Raw genomic sequence first — 15,991 nt, 5'->3', positions numbered from 1 at the left:
CGGTAATAATGAAGAAAAATAGGGCTAATAAGAAAAAAGCTGGCGTTTTTTGGCCGTAGTATACGCAATACCTTCGATGTTTTGTATTTGTTTATGGGGGTCTATATCAGTGCTTGTATCTCCATAAGCTTTTGTATTTTTATCCTTAGGAGAATTACGAATTAATAATAAAATGATAGGTGTAACAATAATAAGCACACCTAATCCTGTAATAAAGTATGCATTTCTCCAACCAAACTGACTAATTAAAGCGCCTATAATAGGTTGCGCAAATACACCCAGTAACCCTCCAATTGCTGATAAAATACCAAGGGCCAGCCCTTTCCCTTTACTAAACCATCTTTCGATTAAAACAGGACCGCCTATTACAGTAATGAAAACCCCGCCGATAGCGAATGGTATAGCTAAGAGGTACCATCCCCAAATTGAATTCATTAAACCAAATAAAGCGAACGCACCTGCTTGGAAAATAATGGCAAAAAATAATACCAACCGTGCACTATATTTAGATAATAGCTTTCCTCCAAACGGAAGAAACAGCAGGGTCACAATCGAAGAAACACTTAAATAAATCGTTAACCTCCCTACGCCTACATTTAAATCTTGGGACACAGGGGATAAAAATAAACCTGCTGAATTATTTAACGCTGCTTTACCTAATCCTACAGAAACACAGAGCCCTATTAATATTAACCACGCAAAATGTAACCTTTCTTTATGCATTTAAGCCACCTCTAAAATTCAAAATATTTATCTGCTTTCTGTATTTAAATATTTTACTCGTTCAAATAATTTCTTTTGTATGCTTAATAGTTGTTCAACTTCTTCAATATTTAAAACAGAATAAACTTCATTTCTCATGTTTTGGCCTTGCTTTTGGGCTTCTTCTAAAACTTTTAAACCCTTTTTAGTTATTGTAATCAAGACTACTCTACGGTCATTTTTTTGATGTTCTCGTAAAATATAACCTTCTTTTACAAGGTTGTTCGTTAGTTTTGTGATAGCGCCAGACGTGTACCCTAGAGCAAGTGCAAGTGTAGAAGGCTTTTGCGGACCTTCTTCTTTTAATTTTGATAAAGCTAAAATTTGTGAAATATTAACGTTTAAATTAAATTTTTTCATGAAAAGCGTCATCGTTGCATCATTAAATAATTCGGCGTTGTGAATGAGTTCAAAAAAATTATTGTTTTCCATGTTATCTCCTTCCTAAAAATAAATTGTAATGTTAATATACCAGTAAAAGGTTTCCAGGTAAAATAATAAAGGAGTAATTATGACTGTTTATATAAATAATATAAATCCATCTAATGTTAACGAAGTAAAGCAATTAAAAGTAAATTCTAAACAAATGAATTTTATTGAAACTGTACACGAATGTTTAAATGAAGCCGAGAAATTTTCTCAGTGGTGTCCTGTAGCAATTTATAACGACAATGAAATTGTAGGTTTTGCGATGTATGGTTGCTTTGGTAAAAAAAAAGAAACATGGATTGATCGAATTCTCATTGATGAAAAATATCAACGTCAGGGTATTGGTCGAAAAGCAATGAGGTTATTAATGTTTTTTGTATTAGATAAATATAAAGTTAATACACTTTATTTAAGTATTGTTCGAGAGAACCAAGTAGCTAGAAAGTTGTATGAGGAGTTAGGGTTTTACTATACATTAGTGGATGATTTAAATGGGGAATTGATATTTAAATATAGCAAAGGAGCATAATAAAAATGAAAAGATTAGAAAATAAAGTGATAATAGTTACTGGTGCAGCACAAGGTATGGGAAAAACGCATGTTGAAAAATTATTAGCTGAAGGTGCAAGGGTGGCTATTACTGATATCAATAAAGAATTGGGAGAACAAGTTTCTAAAGCATTAGGAGAAAATACTATTTTTATACAACACGATGTTGTTAACGAGAGTGACTGGCAAAATGTAGTAAATACAGTAATGAATAAATGGGGGCATATTGATGTATTAATTAATAATGCTGGTATTACGTATAATACACCCCTAGAAGAATTAAGTTTAGAAAATTATATAAAAATAGTAAATGTTAACCAAGTATCCGTATTTCTAGGTATGAAAACAGTAGCAAGCATTATGAAAGCACAAAAAAATGGGTCCATCATTAATGTTTCATCTATGAATGGTTTAGTAGGAGGCGCTATAGGTTACACTGATACCAAGTTCGCAGTTAGGGGTATGACTAAAGCAGCTTCTAGAGAATTATCCCCTCATAACATTAGAGTAAATTCAGTACACCCTGGCGTTATCCAAACATCTATGTTAGAACAAGAAGGTGTTAAAGAACAAGTAGAACAATTCAAAACAACAATTCCTATGAGACGTGTTGCTCAAACTGAAGAAGTTTCTAATATGATTATTTTCCTTTCTTCTGAAGAATCGAGTTATTCAACTGGTTCTGAATTTGTAATTGATGGCGGTCTCACAGCATTGTAATAAAAACAATAATAATTTATTCGGAATAATAGTGAGCACTGTTTTATTATAAAAACCAAATTATTATATCGTCGTATTTCTAGGTGAAATACTTTGAAAATAAAATGTGTGATTACTATATATTTATAAATTTTGTAGTTATTTTAAATGTATCATTTTAATCTGTATAAGTATTCACCTTACGCTTTTGCAATTGTTTCGTGTTTTATAGCTTTTTTAATAACAACGCATATTAAAACAAAAGAAGCGTTGTTAAATATTACATTCAACGACGAAAGGCTGTTTTTCATTCTATATAAAATACGTACGCCACAATTCGGTTACATGCCGCAACTATAGGATACTTACCTGTTAGAAAAAATGCATTTAAAATATTTGGATAAGGGGGTGTAACCAAAATGGATTTTCATAATATATTAAAAAAGAAAAGAATAGAAGCTAATTTATCTCAAGAAGGTTTAGCAGATCGTTTAAATATAAGTAGGCAATCTATATCGAAATGGGAAAATGAAAAAGGATATCCAAACATTGAAACACTCCTGAAAATAAGTGACATATTTAATATCACAGTAGACGAACTTTTAAAGGGAGACGATTATTTGAAAGACAAAATAATTCAAGATAGCAAAAATTTAAAACACCACAAATGGAAGACTTTTTTTGATGTTTTAATAGTGATTGGTCTCATATTGATAGTCGCAAAAATAGCAATCTTTATAATCACAAAAATATCTGGTAACGAAATTGATTTTTTATCTGGTCCCATTATTTATTCATTTGGGCCATTATGCTTAATGATTATTGGTGCTATAGGTACAGATATATTAAGTAAAAAGTATAAATAATACTTTACGCACGTAGACTCCCGGTATGCTTAACTGTCATAAACCTTGAATAATTGGTTTATATCGCACGATATACTAACAATTTTTCCTGATTTAGTTAAGCATTCTTTTCAATATTTTAATAAATTCATTCAACGTAAATGCCACAAGCTACGTACTTCAATTGCACGCTTCTTTTCTCGAAAATGTAAAAACACCAATTGCTCCTCCAAAATATCGTGAAGTATACAGCATATACCCAAGGCATGAAAATTCGTCAAAGAAGCCCTTTTGTCTCTCTCAATATCTTAAAAGAATACTCAATATTACCTTACTTTTAATTTTAAAAATCGTTACGTTTTTTAAATAATGGTCCTACTTTTTAGGCCTCCCCAAATCAAAATTTTTGAAAAATTTTACAAATTTCTAAAAGCGTTTAGATACGAGGAAAACTAAATATAACAAGGTTGGTATAAAATTTAATTAAAATTAGAATATAAATTGTTCGAAAGTTTGTTATGACAGTTTTTAAGACGGTTTTTAGTAAAAAAATTATAAATTTAGATATACAAATATACACTTGACATAAAAATTTACAATGAGTAAAGTGTAAATCATAATTATTTTCGAATAATTCTAAAATTAAAATCAATCTAATTATTAATTATTGATGAATGGTAAGAGGAGGGCGAATAAATTTATGCATGAATCAAAAATTACATACGACCATTTTAATGCAGATGCCTCTGAATCAATAAATATTGATGATGAAACGAAAGGCGCACGTGAAGTTGTGACATGGGCTTATCAAACCTATGGAGAGTCAGTTATTTATGCTTGTAGCTTTGGCGCTGAAGGCATGATACTGATTGATTTAATTTATAGTGTTAAAAAGGATGCTCAAATTGTATTTTTAGATACAGGACTTCATTTTCAAGAAACGTATGACTTAATTGATCGTGTTCAAGCACGTTATCCAGAATTACGTATTAAACTTAAAAAGCCAGAGCTCACTTTAGACGAACAAGCGTCACAGTATAACCCAGCACTTTGGAAAAATGCACCGAATCAATGTTGCTATATTAGGAAAATTAAGCCTTTGGAAGATGTTTTATCAGGTGCCACTGCTTGGATATCTGGATTGCGCAGATCACAGTCACTAAGTCGTCAAAATATGGTGTTCATTAATAAAGATGAACGATTCCAATCAGTCAAGATTTGCCCTTTGGTACATTGGACGTGGGAGGATGTATGGCACTATATTAAAAAATATGAATTGCACTATAACGAATTGCACGATTTTAACTATCCAAGTATCGGTTGTATACCGTGTACTGCGGCTGTTGAAGGGCCTGGGGATTCACGTGAAGGAAGATGGACAAATTCAAATAAAACTGAATGCGGACTCCATACTACAGATCATCCTTCTCTATAGTTAAAATCTATTTTTTTATTATTAATCCTTAGTATTCCAATCAGATAGATATAGTAAAAAAGAATTGATGCCATAGCGGGCTTAAATATCATTTAGATATGTGAAACGTCATGGTTCAGTATAATTTTTAAAGATATTTGAACAAAATCTGAAAGTAATTTAAAAAATTAAAATGAGGTGAAATGGTTGTGAATTTATCTGTTATCAATAGTCCATTTGATGAAAATCAAGCTACACAGCTAAATCAAATTATTCAAAATCTCACTATTGAGCAACAAGTTTGGTTGAGCGGTTATTTAACTGCAAATTTACAAAGCGTTACAACAAAACAAGAAACGCCCTCAGAAGTTGCGCAATTTGTATTAAATAAAGGGACATCTTCAAATAGTGATAGGCACATCACTGTGCTTTACGGTTCAGAAACAGGAAACGCCCAAGGCTTAGCTGAGAAGTTAGCGGACCGCCTTGTCGAACTTAATTTTAATGTGCAACTAAATGCTATGAGTGATTTTAAAACAAAAGAATTAAAAAAAGTTGAAGATTTATTTGTGATTTCGTCCACACATGGTGAAGGTAACCCACCAGATAATGCGATAAGTTTTCATGAATTTTTACATGGTAGAAAAGCACCTAACCTAGCAGACGTCCGTTTCTCAGTATTGTCTTTAGGGGACGCATCCTATGAATTTTTCTGTCAAACCGGTAAAGAATTTGATTCGCGCCTTGAAGCACTAGGCGGGGCACGCTTAGTAGAGAGACGAGATTGTGATTTAGATTACGATGATGTGGCTGAATCATGGATGGATCATATTATTGAACAATTGAGCGACAAGTCCTTGAGTGAAGAAACAGCATCGACAACAAATGAAGTTCAGTTGACGAACGACAAACATTATTCAAAATCTCAACCATATAAAGCAGAAATATTAGAGAATATTAATTTGAACGGTAGGGGTTCTAATAAAGAAGTAAGGCATATCGAATTACAATTTGAAGATTATGGTGAAGCGTATGAACCAGGCGATTGCTTAGTCGTTATTCCAGAAAACGATGAAAAATTGGTAGATAGATTGTTAGAAATTTTAAATTGGGACGCTCAAATAGATATACCTATCAATGAAAAAGGTGATGTCCTCACATTGAAAAACGCATTGCAACATCATTTTGAAATTACGAAACTAACTAAAACTTTGTTGCAGAAAGCTGCAGAATTATTTGATAATTCAGATTTATCAGAACATGTTTTAGATTATGAATGGATTAAATCTTATATATATGGCAGAGACTTAATTGATTTAATTCAAGACTTTCAACCTAAGGCACTTGCACCTGAAGTGCTTTATCAGTTTTTAAGAAAATTACCTCCAAGAGAATACTCCATAGCAAGTAGTTATGAAGCAAACCCTGATGAAGTACATATAACAGTTGGTGCAGTCAGGTATTACTCACATCAACGTGAGCGTCAAGGTGTGTGTTCGATTCAATTAGCTGAACGCTTGGAAGCAGGAGAATCAGCATCGGTATATTTAAAGAAAAACCCGAATTTCAAATTCCCGTTCGATGAAGCTACGCCTGTGATTATGATTGGTCCTGGAACGGGGGTGGCGCCTTTCAGATCATATTTACAAGAACGTGAAGAGCTGGGTTTAAACGGTCAGACTTGGTTGTTTTTTGGAGAACAGCATTTTACAACAGATTTTTTATATCAAACAGAATGGCAGGATTGGCTTAAAACAGGCGTGCTGAGCAAAATAGATTTAGCATTTTCAAGAGATACTAACGAAAAAGTATATGTTCAGCATAAAATTGAAGAACAAAGTGAAGCCTTCTATGAATGGCTGATAAATGGCGCTGCATTATATGTTTGTGGCGATGAACAGTATATGGCTAAAGACGTTCATGAAGCCATTCATAATGTTTTAGTCAAAGAAGGCAATATGTCTGACGAAGAAGCTGAAGTGTATTTGACACAAATGAAACAAGACAAACGATACCAAAGAGATGTTTATTAGAAAGGGAGTTGATTACGTGTCAGAATCAAATTTAAATTTTTCAGAAAAATTGGATGAGATGGAGCGTATCAAAGCAGATAGTAATTATCTTCGTGGAACAATTGTTGAAGGATTAGCAGATAGAATTACAGGCGCTATTTCAGAAGAAGACACTAAATTAATAAAGTTTCACGGCAGTTATATGCAAGATGATAGAGATATTCGCGATGAACGACGTAGGCAAAAACTGGAACCCGCATATAGTTTCATGATTAGAGTTCGGGCGCCAGGTGGAGCTTCAACACCAGAACAGTGGATTGCAATGGACGACATAGCGAATCAATATGCGAATCAAACGATTAAATTAACGACAAGACAAGCTTTTCAATTTCATGGGGTCTTGAAACGTAATCTAAAGCAAACCATGTTTGATATTAATCAATCTTTACTCGATACACTAGCTGCTTGTGGAGATGTGAATCGAAACGTGATGTGTAACCCCAACCCTTATCAGTCCGATGTACATGCTGAAATCAATCAAATTGCAAGTGATATCAGTAGTTATCTTTCTCCTAAAACACAAGCATATCATGAAATTTGGTTAGATGGAGAGAAAGTGTTAGACACCAGTGACCAAGAGCCAGAACCACTATATGGCAAAACCTATTTACCACGTAAATTTAAAATTGGTATCGCTGTACCTCCTTCTAACGACATTGATGTGTTTTCACAAGATATCGGTTTGATTTCTATTATTGAAGATGGTGCTTTAGTAGGGTTCAATCTTACAGTTGGTGGCGGTATGGGTATGAAACATGGCAATACCGCAACGTATCCACAAGTGGGCCGTTTAATAGGTTATTTCCCTAAAGCAGAAGTCGTAGATGTTTGTGAAAAAATACTTACGATTCAACGTGATTATGGAAATCGTGAAGACAGAACCAACGCTCGATTTAAATACACAGTTGACCGTAAAGGTGTCTCATGGATCACTGATGAGTTAAACCGTCGTTTAGGTTGGGATTTAGAATCAAAACGTGCTTTTCATTTTGAAGATAATGGTGATCGATATGGGTGGACCGAAGGCAGTGGTAAACACCATTTTACTTTGTTTATTCAAAATGGACGTATTAAAGATACTGAAGAGTATAAATTAAAAACTGCGCTTAGAGCCATCGCTGAGATACATACTGGTGACTTTAGACTTTCTCCTAATCAAAATTTAGTTATTGCAAACGTAGAAGCGGAGAAAAAGGCGGAAATTGAAGCGTTGATAGAACAATACAATTTAACCGATGGGGCACATTATACTGGGCTACGCAGGAATTCTATGGCTTGTGTAGCGTTTCCAACTTGTGGTTTAGCAATGGCTGAATCTGAACGTTATTTACCTTCACTTATTACTAAAATAGAAGCTTTATTGGATGAAGCTGGTTTAAGTGAAGAAGAGATCACTATCAGAATGACAGGATGTCCAAACGGATGTGCACGCCCCGCGTTAGCAGAAATTGCATTTATTGGTAAAGCACCTGGTAAGTACAACATGTATCTAGGAGGCGGATTTGCTGGCGATCGTTTAAATAAATTATTTAAAGAAAATATTGATGAAGCAGAAATATTAAAAAGTTTGAGACCAATTTTATTGCAATATGCACAAGAAAGAACAGTGAATGAACGTTTCGGTAATTTTGTAGTAAGGGCAGGCATCATAGAAGAAGTGACAGACGGCCAATTATTTCATAGTTAAAATTTGGAAAGCAGGTGACAGTATGGGGAAAGTATTTTTAGTTGGTGCAGGACCTGGAGATCCTGATTTAATTACAGTTAAAGGACAAAAGGCGATTGAAAAAGCGGATGTTATTCTATACGACCGTTTAGTAAACCCAGAATTATTAGGTTATGCGTCTTTGACTGCTAAGTTGATATATTGTGGGAAAGATCCGAATCATCAGTCTATTTCACAAGCAGATACAAATCAGATGCTCGTTGATTTGGCTCAAGAAGGTCATACTGTTACACGTTTAAAAGGAGGCGACCCTTTTATATATGGTAGAGGTGGAGAAGAAGCAGAAATACTAGCTAGATATAGTATACCATTTGAAATTGTACCTGGTATTACTGCAGGTATTGCAGCGCCGGCCTATGCAGGTATTCCAGTGACTCATCGAGACTATAGTTCTTCGGTGGCTTTTGTTTCGGGTGTCATTAATAAAGATATTGATAAAGACGAATATTGGAAACACCTTGCGTTAGGGCCTGAAACGTTATGTATTTATATGGGCGTGAAAAAGTTACCTAAAATTGTTGAATTATTAACGCAAAATGGCCGTGACCAAAAGACGCCCATTGCACTCGTTCATATGGGTACTTCTCAATTACAAAAAACAGTAGTAGGCACCTTAGAAACCATCATTGATGAAGCTAAAGAGATCGAAAACCCAGCTATGATCATCGTAGGAGAAGTTGTGAAACTGCGAAACCGTATTAGTTGGTTTGAAGCAACATATAAAAATGAATTATTGACGCAACTCACATATCAATAATGGAGGGCTTGAGATGCAAGGTGTCTTATATGTTAGTCATGGAAGTCGTGTAGCAGAAGCAGTTGAAGAAGCAACATCATTTATTGAACTTGTTCAAGCGCAAGTGGATGTACCTTTACAAGAAATTTGTTTTTTAGAATTAGCAGAACCAGATATATCACAAGGTTTTCAAAAGTTAGTAAACCAAGGAGCAAATGAGATTGCGATTATTCCTGTATTACTTTTAAGTGCAGGACACTATTATAAAGACATTCCTGAAGAAATCGAGTATAGTCAGCAACAGTTTCCTGAGGTAAAAATAGTTTACGGGCAACCCTTAGGCGTACAAGCGCGATTAACAGAAATACTAAAACAGCGTCTTGAAAAAGTAGATATTACGCCTAACTCAGACGCTAAATTATTAATTATTGGAAGAGGAAGCTATAATCCTCAAACGAAAAAGGATTTCTCTATAATCAAATCACAACTATCGGCTATGTTGCCATCTAACAATATAAGCGTATGTTATTTAGCAGCTTGTGAACCATTATTTGAAGATGCGTTAAATCATGCAGTGGACGAAGGGTATTCACAAATATTCATTCTACCTTATATATGGTTCACAGGTATTTTAGACCAATATATTGCTAAGGTTGTGAATGATTATCAGAAAAAAAGCGATATTATCTTAACAGAGCATCTTAGCCATCATGAACATTTGCAAACAGCGCTAAAAGAACGTGTTGAAGAGGCATTTCAAAATATTTAATGACTTAAAAATGGCGGTTAATAGCAAGGAGTGACATTATGGATTTCATCCCTTTAATGGTTGATCTTTCACAGAAACAAGTCGTTGTTATAGGTGGCGGAAAAATTGCAGCACGTCGTGTGAGCGTTTTAACACAATATACAAAACGAATCACTGTTGTTAGTCCTACAGTGACAGAGGGTTTAGAACACTTGGCCAAACAACAATCGATTCAATGGCATAATAAAATATTTGAAAATAGTGATGTGGAAAAGGCTGATTTAATTGTTGCCGCAACAAATGATGTAACTACCAACCAAGCTATCTTGAATGCAAAACCAAGTAAAGCTCTAATTAATATGGTAGGTAAAGCAAATGCTGGCGATATTTTGTTTCCTAGTATTTTACGACGTGGCAAATTAACCATCAGCATTTCAACACAAGGTGCTAGCCCCATGCTTACAACTCATATTTTAGAGGCATTGCAACAATATTTTAACAGTGCGTATGGTGATTATGTTGATTTTTTATATGACTGTAGACAACGAATCAAGCATAGCTCACTTATATCTACAGAGAAGGAAACATTTTTGAAAAAAATGTTAAATGAAAAATATTTAAATATCAACAAGCAACAAGAAGTTAGAAAGTGGTTAGATACTTTAGATTAAATTGAATTGAGAGGAGGCATCATTCTATGTATAAATTATTCATTTTTGCATTAGCGGGTTTTCTCGCACAATTGATTGACGGTTCATTAGGTATGGGATTTGGCGCGTCATCATCCTCTATATTATTGACATTTGGCGTGGCGCCGGCGATCGTATCAGCAACAATCCATTTTTCTGAAATTGCTACTACAGCAGCGTCCGGGACATCACATTGGAAGTTTAAAAATGTGCATAAACCAACGATGGTTAAACTAGCAATTCCGGGTGCTATAACAGCATTCATTGGTGCTGCGATATTAAGTCATATACACAGCGATTTTATTAAACCATTCATTGCTATATTTTTGTTAACAATGGGGCTCTATATTTTATACCAATTTTTATTTACAAAAGAAAAATCTGTCTCAAAAACAAAGACAAAAACATCACGCTTAATCTTAATTCCGCAAGGTGCAGTTGCAGGTTTTTTAGATTCTATAGGCGGTGGTGGATGGGGACCAGTCAATACGCCATTAATGCTTGCTCAAAAGAAGTTAGAACCTAGGTATGCAATTGGTACTGTATCAGCGAGTGAGTTTTTCGTGACGGTGTCTGCTTCTCTAAGTTTTATTATTTTTCTCGGTTGGAGCCAAATCAACTGGTGGCTTGTAGTATCTTTAAGTATTGGTGGCATGGTTGCTGCACCATTTGCTGCATGGTTGGTGAAGCTTTTACCCATGAATATTCTAGCCGTCTGTGTAAGTGGTTTAATTATTTTTACAAACAGTAATTCACTTATCAGCGTCGTCGGGCTGAATCAAACTTTAGCTATTACGATTAAAATTGCACTTATTGTTATTTGGTTCGTGTTAATACTATTTGCTTTATACCAAAATAATAAATTACCATTTTTGAATTTTAAAAATGAATCCAACGTAAATAAACTAGATTAATTCAATAAGGAGTGTGACAAAATGTCATTAATAAATGAAAAACAACAAGCTACAATCCAACCTCACGGTGGTTTACTTGTAAATAGAGAAGTCAGTGGTACAGCTAGAGAGCAATTAATCAAAGAAGCCGAAAACTTAGAACCCATTACTTTAAATTCATGGAGTTTGTCAGATTTAGAATTAATTGCTATAGGCGGGTTTAGCCCATTAACAGGGTTTATGAAAGAAGCGGATTATACAAAAGTTGTTGAAGATTTACATTTAGAAAATGGTTTAGTTTGGAGTATCCCAATCACATTACCTATAACAACAGAACAATCCCAAAATTTGAATATTGGTTCTCGAATTGCTTTATATGGCGAAGATGATGTTTTGTATGGCGTGCTCGATTTGGAGGAAAAATATACGTATGACAAACAAAAAGAAGCGCAACTTGTATACGGCACTACAGATGTTGATCATCCAGGGGTAAAGAAAGTTTATGAAAAAGGTGACGTTTACCTAGCTGGACCAATTTATTTATTAAATAGACCTAAACATGATGAATTTGTGGATTACCATTTAGACCCGTCAGAAACAAGACAGTTATTTTCAGATTTAGGTTGGAAAACGGTAGTTGGATTTCAAACTAGAAACCCGGTGCATCGTGCACATGAGTATATTCAAAAGGCAGCATTAGAGGCTGTAGATGGTTTACTATTAAACCCTTTAGTAGGTGAAACTAAATCAGATGATATACCAGCTGCTGTTCGTATGGAGAGTTATCAAGTCATACTGAAAAAATATTACCCAGAAAATAAAACACGCTTAGTTATTTATCCAGCAGCGATGAGATACGCAGGTCCAAGAGAGGCTATATTACACGCTACAGTACGTAAAAATTATGGTTGTACACATTTTATCGTAGGGCGCGATCACGCAGGTGTAGGTAACTATTACGGAACATATGAAGCGCAAGCGCTTATTTCAAAATATGAAGCTGAATTAGGTATCCGAATATTGAAATTTGAGCATGCTTTTTATTGTAAAACTTGTGAGAATATGGCTACAGCAAAAACATGCCCTCACGATGCTTCAGAACATTTACATTTAAGCGGTACAAAGGTTCGTGAAAAATTGAAAAAAGGTGAATCTTTACCTAAAGAATTCTCAAGACCAGAAGTGGCAGAAGTACTGATTAATGGATTGAAAGAATAGCAGAATGAAAAGGAGTGCATATTGAGTGATGGGAAAATCTAAACATATAACGTGGCATGCTTCGGAAGTGACAAAAAGTGAAAGGCAACAACGTAATCAACATAAAAGCGCTGTGATCTGGTTTACAGGATTATCAGGATCAGGGAAATCAACGATATCAGTAGCACTTGAAAAAGCATTGTTTGCTCAACAAGTGCATACATATCGGTTAGATGGGGATAACGTTAGACATGGATTGAATCAAAATTTAGGATTTTCACCTGAAGATCGTAAAGAAAACATTAGACGTATAGGAGAAGTTAGTAAATTAATGGCCGATGCCGGCTTAGTGACAGTGACTGCTTTTATTTCTCCATATAAAGCAGATAGAGATGCTGTACGTCATCTCTTAGATGAAGCAGATTTTATAGAAGTCTATACAGCATGCAGTTTAACGGAATGTGAAGTTAGAGATCCAAAAGGTTTATATCAAAAAGTAAGAAGTGGGGAAATTGCAGAGTTTACTGGTGTCAACGCACCATACGAAGCGCCTACCGAACCAGAAATTATATTAGATACTGAAACACTTACTGTTGAAGCATCAGTGTCTAAAATTTTGGACTATTTACAAAAACATCAGTATATCAATACAGCACAAGTTTAACGAAAATGAATTATCGCTAAAGGGGCAATCGGATGGAATTATTAAATATTATTGCTTATACGTTACTTGTTGTATTTATTTTAGTAGTAGCTGCTGGTGTATACCTCGTAAATAAAGGCCAGAATAGAAAACATTTTCTTGTAGCACTAAAAATAGTTATCATATTAATGATCATATGTATTATTGGTATAGGTGCATCACTGTTAATATTAGGTTATTATCATCAATTTTAAAATTTAGTAATGAAACGTAACGGGGTTAGAAAATCAAATTTAATTTTTGATTTTTATCCCGTTTGTTTTTTTTATATTTTTATAAAAATACTGTGTTTTGAAGAAGTTGTGTATGCTTTAAATAGTTTTTGCAAAAATGGATTTACTTTATGTATAGTAATGTAAAAAATAAAGTGTTATATTATATGAATCATTTTTATGTAACATATATATTAACAAGATTAAATCGCAGAATGATATTAATTTAGAGGTAGGGAAGTTTACTATAATGGATAAAAGTATAAAAGATATTGCTAAAATTGAACTCCATTGCCATTTAGATGGTTCTGTAAGTGAAAAGTTAATTCGACAGTTAGCTCAAGAACAACAAATTAATTTGAACGAAGCTAATCTAATTGTGAGTGAGCAGTGTGAAAGTCTAGATGAATATTTAAAGTGTTTTGATGAAATATTAAGCGTATTGCAAACAGCAGATAGCTTGAAAAGGGCAGTTATAGACGTTGCGCAACAAGCCTATGAGGATAATGTGAAATATATAGAAATTCGTTTTGCACCTTTGTTACATATGGAACAAGATATGACGCTCCTAGAAATAGTAAAGACCATTGAAACGGGGGTTGAAATTGTACAAGAAACAATGGATATTAAAGTGAATTTATTAATCTGCGCTATGAGACAACATGAACCATCTACAAATAAACAATTGTTTGATGATTTAGATGTATACAACAGCGAGGTGATACGGGGTATTGATTTTGCAGGACCAGAAGTAGGGTTTCCGCCACATACCATTCAAGATACTATTCAATACGGATTAGATAAAGGTATGCATTTAACGTTACATGCTGGTGAATGTGGCTGTAAGCATAATGTGTTAGAAGCAATTAAAATAGGAGCTAAACGTATTGGTCACGGTGTTGCTGTTAACTTGGATGAAGCGGCATTGCAAGAAGTTAAAGCGAATGATGTATTATTAGAAATATGCCCTAAAAGTAATTTGCAAACCAAAGCGATAAACGCTTTGTCAGAAATAAACATACCTTATTTATTAAACAATAATATACCATTTGTTATTAATACAGATAATCGAACAGTGACACAAACTTCATTAAATGAAGAATATGAATTACTGTTTAAACATCAATTAATAGATTTAGAACAGATGAAATATATTAATCAACGTGCAATTCAATATGCATTTTTAACTGAACCGGAAAAGCACCGATTACTTGAGTCGATGTAAAAAACCTAGTGGTTAGTAATACTTATGTAATCCGCATAGCCCTAGTAGTTCTTATGCAAGCGCCTTAGCGCTTGTATTCATTTTGTAGAGGTGGGCAAATAAATTAAACAGATAAACGATTTGGTTAGTAAATATATACACATTGTAATGGTAAAAGTATGCCATATCTTTAATCCTGGTTAGCGAAGTTTTTAACAGTTTGGATAAAGTTAGACGTAGGGGCATTTAAATGGTAATTTGAATTCCAAATAAAGTCTGTTGATATATTGCTGTATTTTTCTGGTAAGGCATAACTATATAATTCACCGTTCTCTAAGTCATGTTGAACTGATGATTCAGGTACTAAACTGATGCCAATACCCGATTTAACGCTTCCAATAATTGTTTCTAATGTTCCAAATTCTACAAGATTTGGTTTTTTAATATTTTCAGATTTTAACCAAGATTCGAGATTCCTTCTATAATTACATCCTTTTTCAAACACTAAAAACACAGAAGATGCTATATCTTTTAAGTCCATGGTATCCACATTAGATATCAGTACTAATTTTTCCTTAAATAACTCCATTTTATTTATGTCATGATGTTGTTTAAATCCTGTGACAAACGCGCAATCTAAACGTTGATTGACCACTTTTTGAGAAATATTCGCAGTAACGTCGGTGTATAAAGATAGAGCAACTTGTGGATATTTTTTACGGAACATTGATAGTACTTTCGGTAATTTAGTAATTGTTTCTACTATACCAATTTCAATTTTTCCACTAGACATTTCTTTCTTTTGGAAAGTACTTTCCATTTCATTCAATACATCCATAATTTTTTCAACATATATTTGGAGTTTTTCGCCATCTGAAGTCAATGTTGTTCCTTTTTTATGACGTAGAAAAAGTTGTGTATTGAGCTCTTGTTCTAATCGTTTTATACGGGAGGTAACATGAGATTGGACAAAATTAAGTGATTTGGCAGCACGACTAATACTTTGATATTGGCTAACACTTTGAAAAATCTTTAAATCTTTTATTTCCATAATATCATCCGCCTTTTTCATTTGAGGCCATTATACATGAAAAGATTTATTTTAGAATGAAA

Annotated in this window: 17 protein-coding genes; 14 read left to right on the top strand and 3 right to left on the bottom strand. The window is 33.9% G+C overall.

From position 1 onward, the window contains the following. Window positions 1-24: 24 nt before the first annotated feature. Window positions 25-723: an MFS transporter gene (locus BJG89_RS15005; RefSeq protein WP_325051516.1), complete on the bottom strand. Its 699-nt coding sequence runs from the start codon at window positions 721-723 to the stop codon at window positions 25-27. A gap of 27 nt (window positions 724-750) precedes the next feature. Continuing rightward, window positions 751-1,194 carry a MarR family winged helix-turn-helix transcriptional regulator gene (locus tag BJG89_RS13755; protein WP_096811127.1) on the bottom strand — a complete coding sequence of 148 codons (444 nt, stop codon included), beginning with the start codon at window positions 1,192-1,194 and terminating at the stop codon, window positions 751-753. 79 nt (window positions 1,195-1,273) lie between these two features. On the opposite strand from BJG89_RS13755, the gene BJG89_RS13750 reads away from it, so the two are divergent. The 14 genes from BJG89_RS13750 to add all read left to right on the top strand — a co-directional run bounded on the left by BJG89_RS13750 (window position 1,274) and on the right by add (window position 14,899). Next, window positions 1,274-1,720, top strand: coding sequence for a GNAT family N-acetyltransferase (locus BJG89_RS13750; RefSeq protein WP_096811126.1), 447 nt, complete (start codon window positions 1,274-1,276; stop codon window positions 1,718-1,720). Window positions 1,721-1,725: 5 nt separating this feature from the next. After that, on the top strand, window positions 1,726-2,460 hold the full coding sequence (locus tag BJG89_RS13745) for an SDR family NAD(P)-dependent oxidoreductase (RefSeq protein WP_096811125.1): 735 nt from the start codon (window positions 1,726-1,728) through the stop codon (window positions 2,458-2,460). Between the two features lie 398 nt (window positions 2,461-2,858). Then, on the top strand, window positions 2,859-3,305 hold the full coding sequence (locus tag BJG89_RS13740; protein ID WP_096811124.1) for a helix-turn-helix domain-containing protein: 447 nt from the start codon (window positions 2,859-2,861) through the stop codon (window positions 3,303-3,305). Window positions 3,306-3,984: 679 nt separating this feature from the next. Continuing rightward, a complete protein-coding gene (locus tag BJG89_RS13735; RefSeq protein WP_096811123.1) occupies window positions 3,985-4,719 on the top strand; it encodes a phosphoadenylyl-sulfate reductase in 735 nt (244 codons plus the stop codon). Window positions 4,720-4,907: 188 nt separating this feature from the next. Further along, window positions 4,908-6,731, top strand: coding sequence for an assimilatory sulfite reductase (NADPH) flavoprotein subunit (locus BJG89_RS13730; RefSeq protein WP_186330070.1), 1,824 nt, complete (start codon window positions 4,908-4,910; stop codon window positions 6,729-6,731). 16 nt (window positions 6,732-6,747) lie between these two features. After that, window positions 6,748-8,457, top strand: coding sequence for an NADPH-dependent assimilatory sulfite reductase hemoprotein subunit (locus BJG89_RS13725; RefSeq protein WP_096811121.1), 1,710 nt, complete (start codon window positions 6,748-6,750; stop codon window positions 8,455-8,457). A 22-nt stretch (window positions 8,458-8,479) separates the two neighbouring features. Further along, entirely contained in the window at window positions 8,480-9,253 is a 774-nt protein-coding gene (cobA, locus tag BJG89_RS13720) for a uroporphyrinogen-III C-methyltransferase (RefSeq protein WP_096811120.1), read from the top strand. Window positions 9,254-9,266: 13 nt separating this feature from the next. Beyond that, the gene (locus BJG89_RS13715) at window positions 9,267-10,001 is read left to right on the top strand and encodes a sirohydrochlorin chelatase (protein ID WP_096811119.1); all 735 of its coding nucleotides are present in this window, start codon (window positions 9,267-9,269) and stop codon (window positions 9,999-10,001) included. A gap of 38 nt (window positions 10,002-10,039) precedes the next feature. Next, on the top strand, window positions 10,040-10,651 hold the full coding sequence (locus BJG89_RS13710; RefSeq protein ID WP_096811118.1) for an NAD(P)-binding protein: 612 nt from the start codon (window positions 10,040-10,042) through the stop codon (window positions 10,649-10,651). Window positions 10,652-10,677: 26 nt separating this feature from the next. Continuing rightward, window positions 10,678-11,583 (top strand): sulfite exporter TauE/SafE family protein, encoded by a 906-nt coding sequence (locus BJG89_RS13705; RefSeq protein ID WP_096811117.1) that lies wholly within the window; start codon window positions 10,678-10,680, stop codon window positions 11,581-11,583. Window positions 11,584-11,604: 21 nt separating this feature from the next. Further along, a complete protein-coding gene (gene sat, locus BJG89_RS13700) occupies window positions 11,605-12,780 on the top strand; it encodes a sulfate adenylyltransferase (protein ID WP_096811116.1) in 1,176 nt (391 codons plus the stop codon). A gap of 28 nt (window positions 12,781-12,808) precedes the next feature. Further along, window positions 12,809-13,423 (top strand): adenylyl-sulfate kinase, encoded by a 615-nt coding sequence (gene cysC / locus BJG89_RS13695; protein ID WP_096811115.1) that lies wholly within the window; start codon window positions 12,809-12,811, stop codon window positions 13,421-13,423. Window positions 13,424-13,455: 32 nt separating this feature from the next. Next, window positions 13,456-13,656, top strand: a complete 201-nt coding sequence (locus tag BJG89_RS13690; RefSeq protein WP_096811114.1) for a hypothetical protein — start codon at window positions 13,456-13,458, stop codon at window positions 13,654-13,656. Between the two features lie 268 nt (window positions 13,657-13,924). Then, window positions 13,925-14,899, top strand: a complete 975-nt coding sequence (gene add, locus BJG89_RS13685; protein WP_096811113.1) for an adenosine deaminase — start codon at window positions 13,925-13,927, stop codon at window positions 14,897-14,899. 169 nt (window positions 14,900-15,068) lie between these two features. Here add and BJG89_RS13680 read toward each other — a convergent pair whose 3' ends face one another. Continuing rightward, the gene (locus tag BJG89_RS13680) at window positions 15,069-15,929 is read right to left on the bottom strand and encodes a LysR family transcriptional regulator (RefSeq protein WP_096811112.1); all 861 of its coding nucleotides are present in this window, start codon (window positions 15,927-15,929) and stop codon (window positions 15,069-15,071) included. Window positions 15,930-15,991: the final 62 nt, after the last annotated feature.

The sequence above is a fragment of the Staphylococcus nepalensis genome, assembly GCF_002442935.1.
GTDB classification, from domain to species: Bacteria; Bacillota; Bacilli; order Staphylococcales; family Staphylococcaceae; genus Staphylococcus; species Staphylococcus nepalensis.
This window is presented reverse-complemented; position numbering and strand designations above follow the sequence as displayed.

Bases quoted from the DNA above. Each gene is read 5' to 3' on its own strand.
- BJG89_RS15005 (WP_325051516.1), bottom strand. From the start codon at position 723: ATGCATAAAGAAAGGTTACATTTTGCGTGGTTAATATTAATAGGGCTC.
- BJG89_RS13755 (WP_096811127.1), bottom strand. From the start codon at position 1,194: ATGGAAAACAATAATTTTTTTGAACTCATTCACAACGCCGAATTATTT.
- BJG89_RS13750 (WP_096811126.1), top strand. From the start codon at position 1,274: ATGACTGTTTATATAAATAATATAAATCCATCTAATGTTAACGAAGTA.
- BJG89_RS13745 (WP_096811125.1), top strand. From the start codon at position 1,726: ATGAAAAGATTAGAAAATAAAGTGATAATAGTTACTGGTGCAGCACAA.
- BJG89_RS13740 (WP_096811124.1), top strand. From the start codon at position 2,859: ATGGATTTTCATAATATATTAAAAAAGAAAAGAATAGAAGCTAATTTA.
- BJG89_RS13735 (WP_096811123.1), top strand. From the start codon at position 3,985: ATGCATGAATCAAAAATTACATACGACCATTTTAATGCAGATGCCTCT.
- cobA (WP_096811120.1), top strand. From the start codon at position 8,480: ATGGGGAAAGTATTTTTAGTTGGTGCAGGACCTGGAGATCCTGATTTA.
- BJG89_RS13715 (WP_096811119.1), top strand. From the start codon at position 9,267: ATGCAAGGTGTCTTATATGTTAGTCATGGAAGTCGTGTAGCAGAAGCA.
- BJG89_RS13710 (WP_096811118.1), top strand. From the start codon at position 10,040: ATGGATTTCATCCCTTTAATGGTTGATCTTTCACAGAAACAAGTCGTT.
- BJG89_RS13705 (WP_096811117.1), top strand. From the start codon at position 10,678: ATGTATAAATTATTCATTTTTGCATTAGCGGGTTTTCTCGCACAATTG.
- sat (WP_096811116.1), top strand. From the start codon at position 11,605: ATGTCATTAATAAATGAAAAACAACAAGCTACAATCCAACCTCACGGT.
- cysC (WP_096811115.1), top strand. From the start codon at position 12,809: ATGGGAAAATCTAAACATATAACGTGGCATGCTTCGGAAGTGACAAAA.
- BJG89_RS13690 (WP_096811114.1), top strand. From the start codon at position 13,456: ATGGAATTATTAAATATTATTGCTTATACGTTACTTGTTGTATTTATT.
- add (WP_096811113.1), top strand. From the start codon at position 13,925: ATGGATAAAAGTATAAAAGATATTGCTAAAATTGAACTCCATTGCCAT.
- BJG89_RS13680 (WP_096811112.1), bottom strand. From the start codon at position 15,929: ATGGAAATAAAAGATTTAAAGATTTTTCAAAGTGTTAGCCAATATCAA.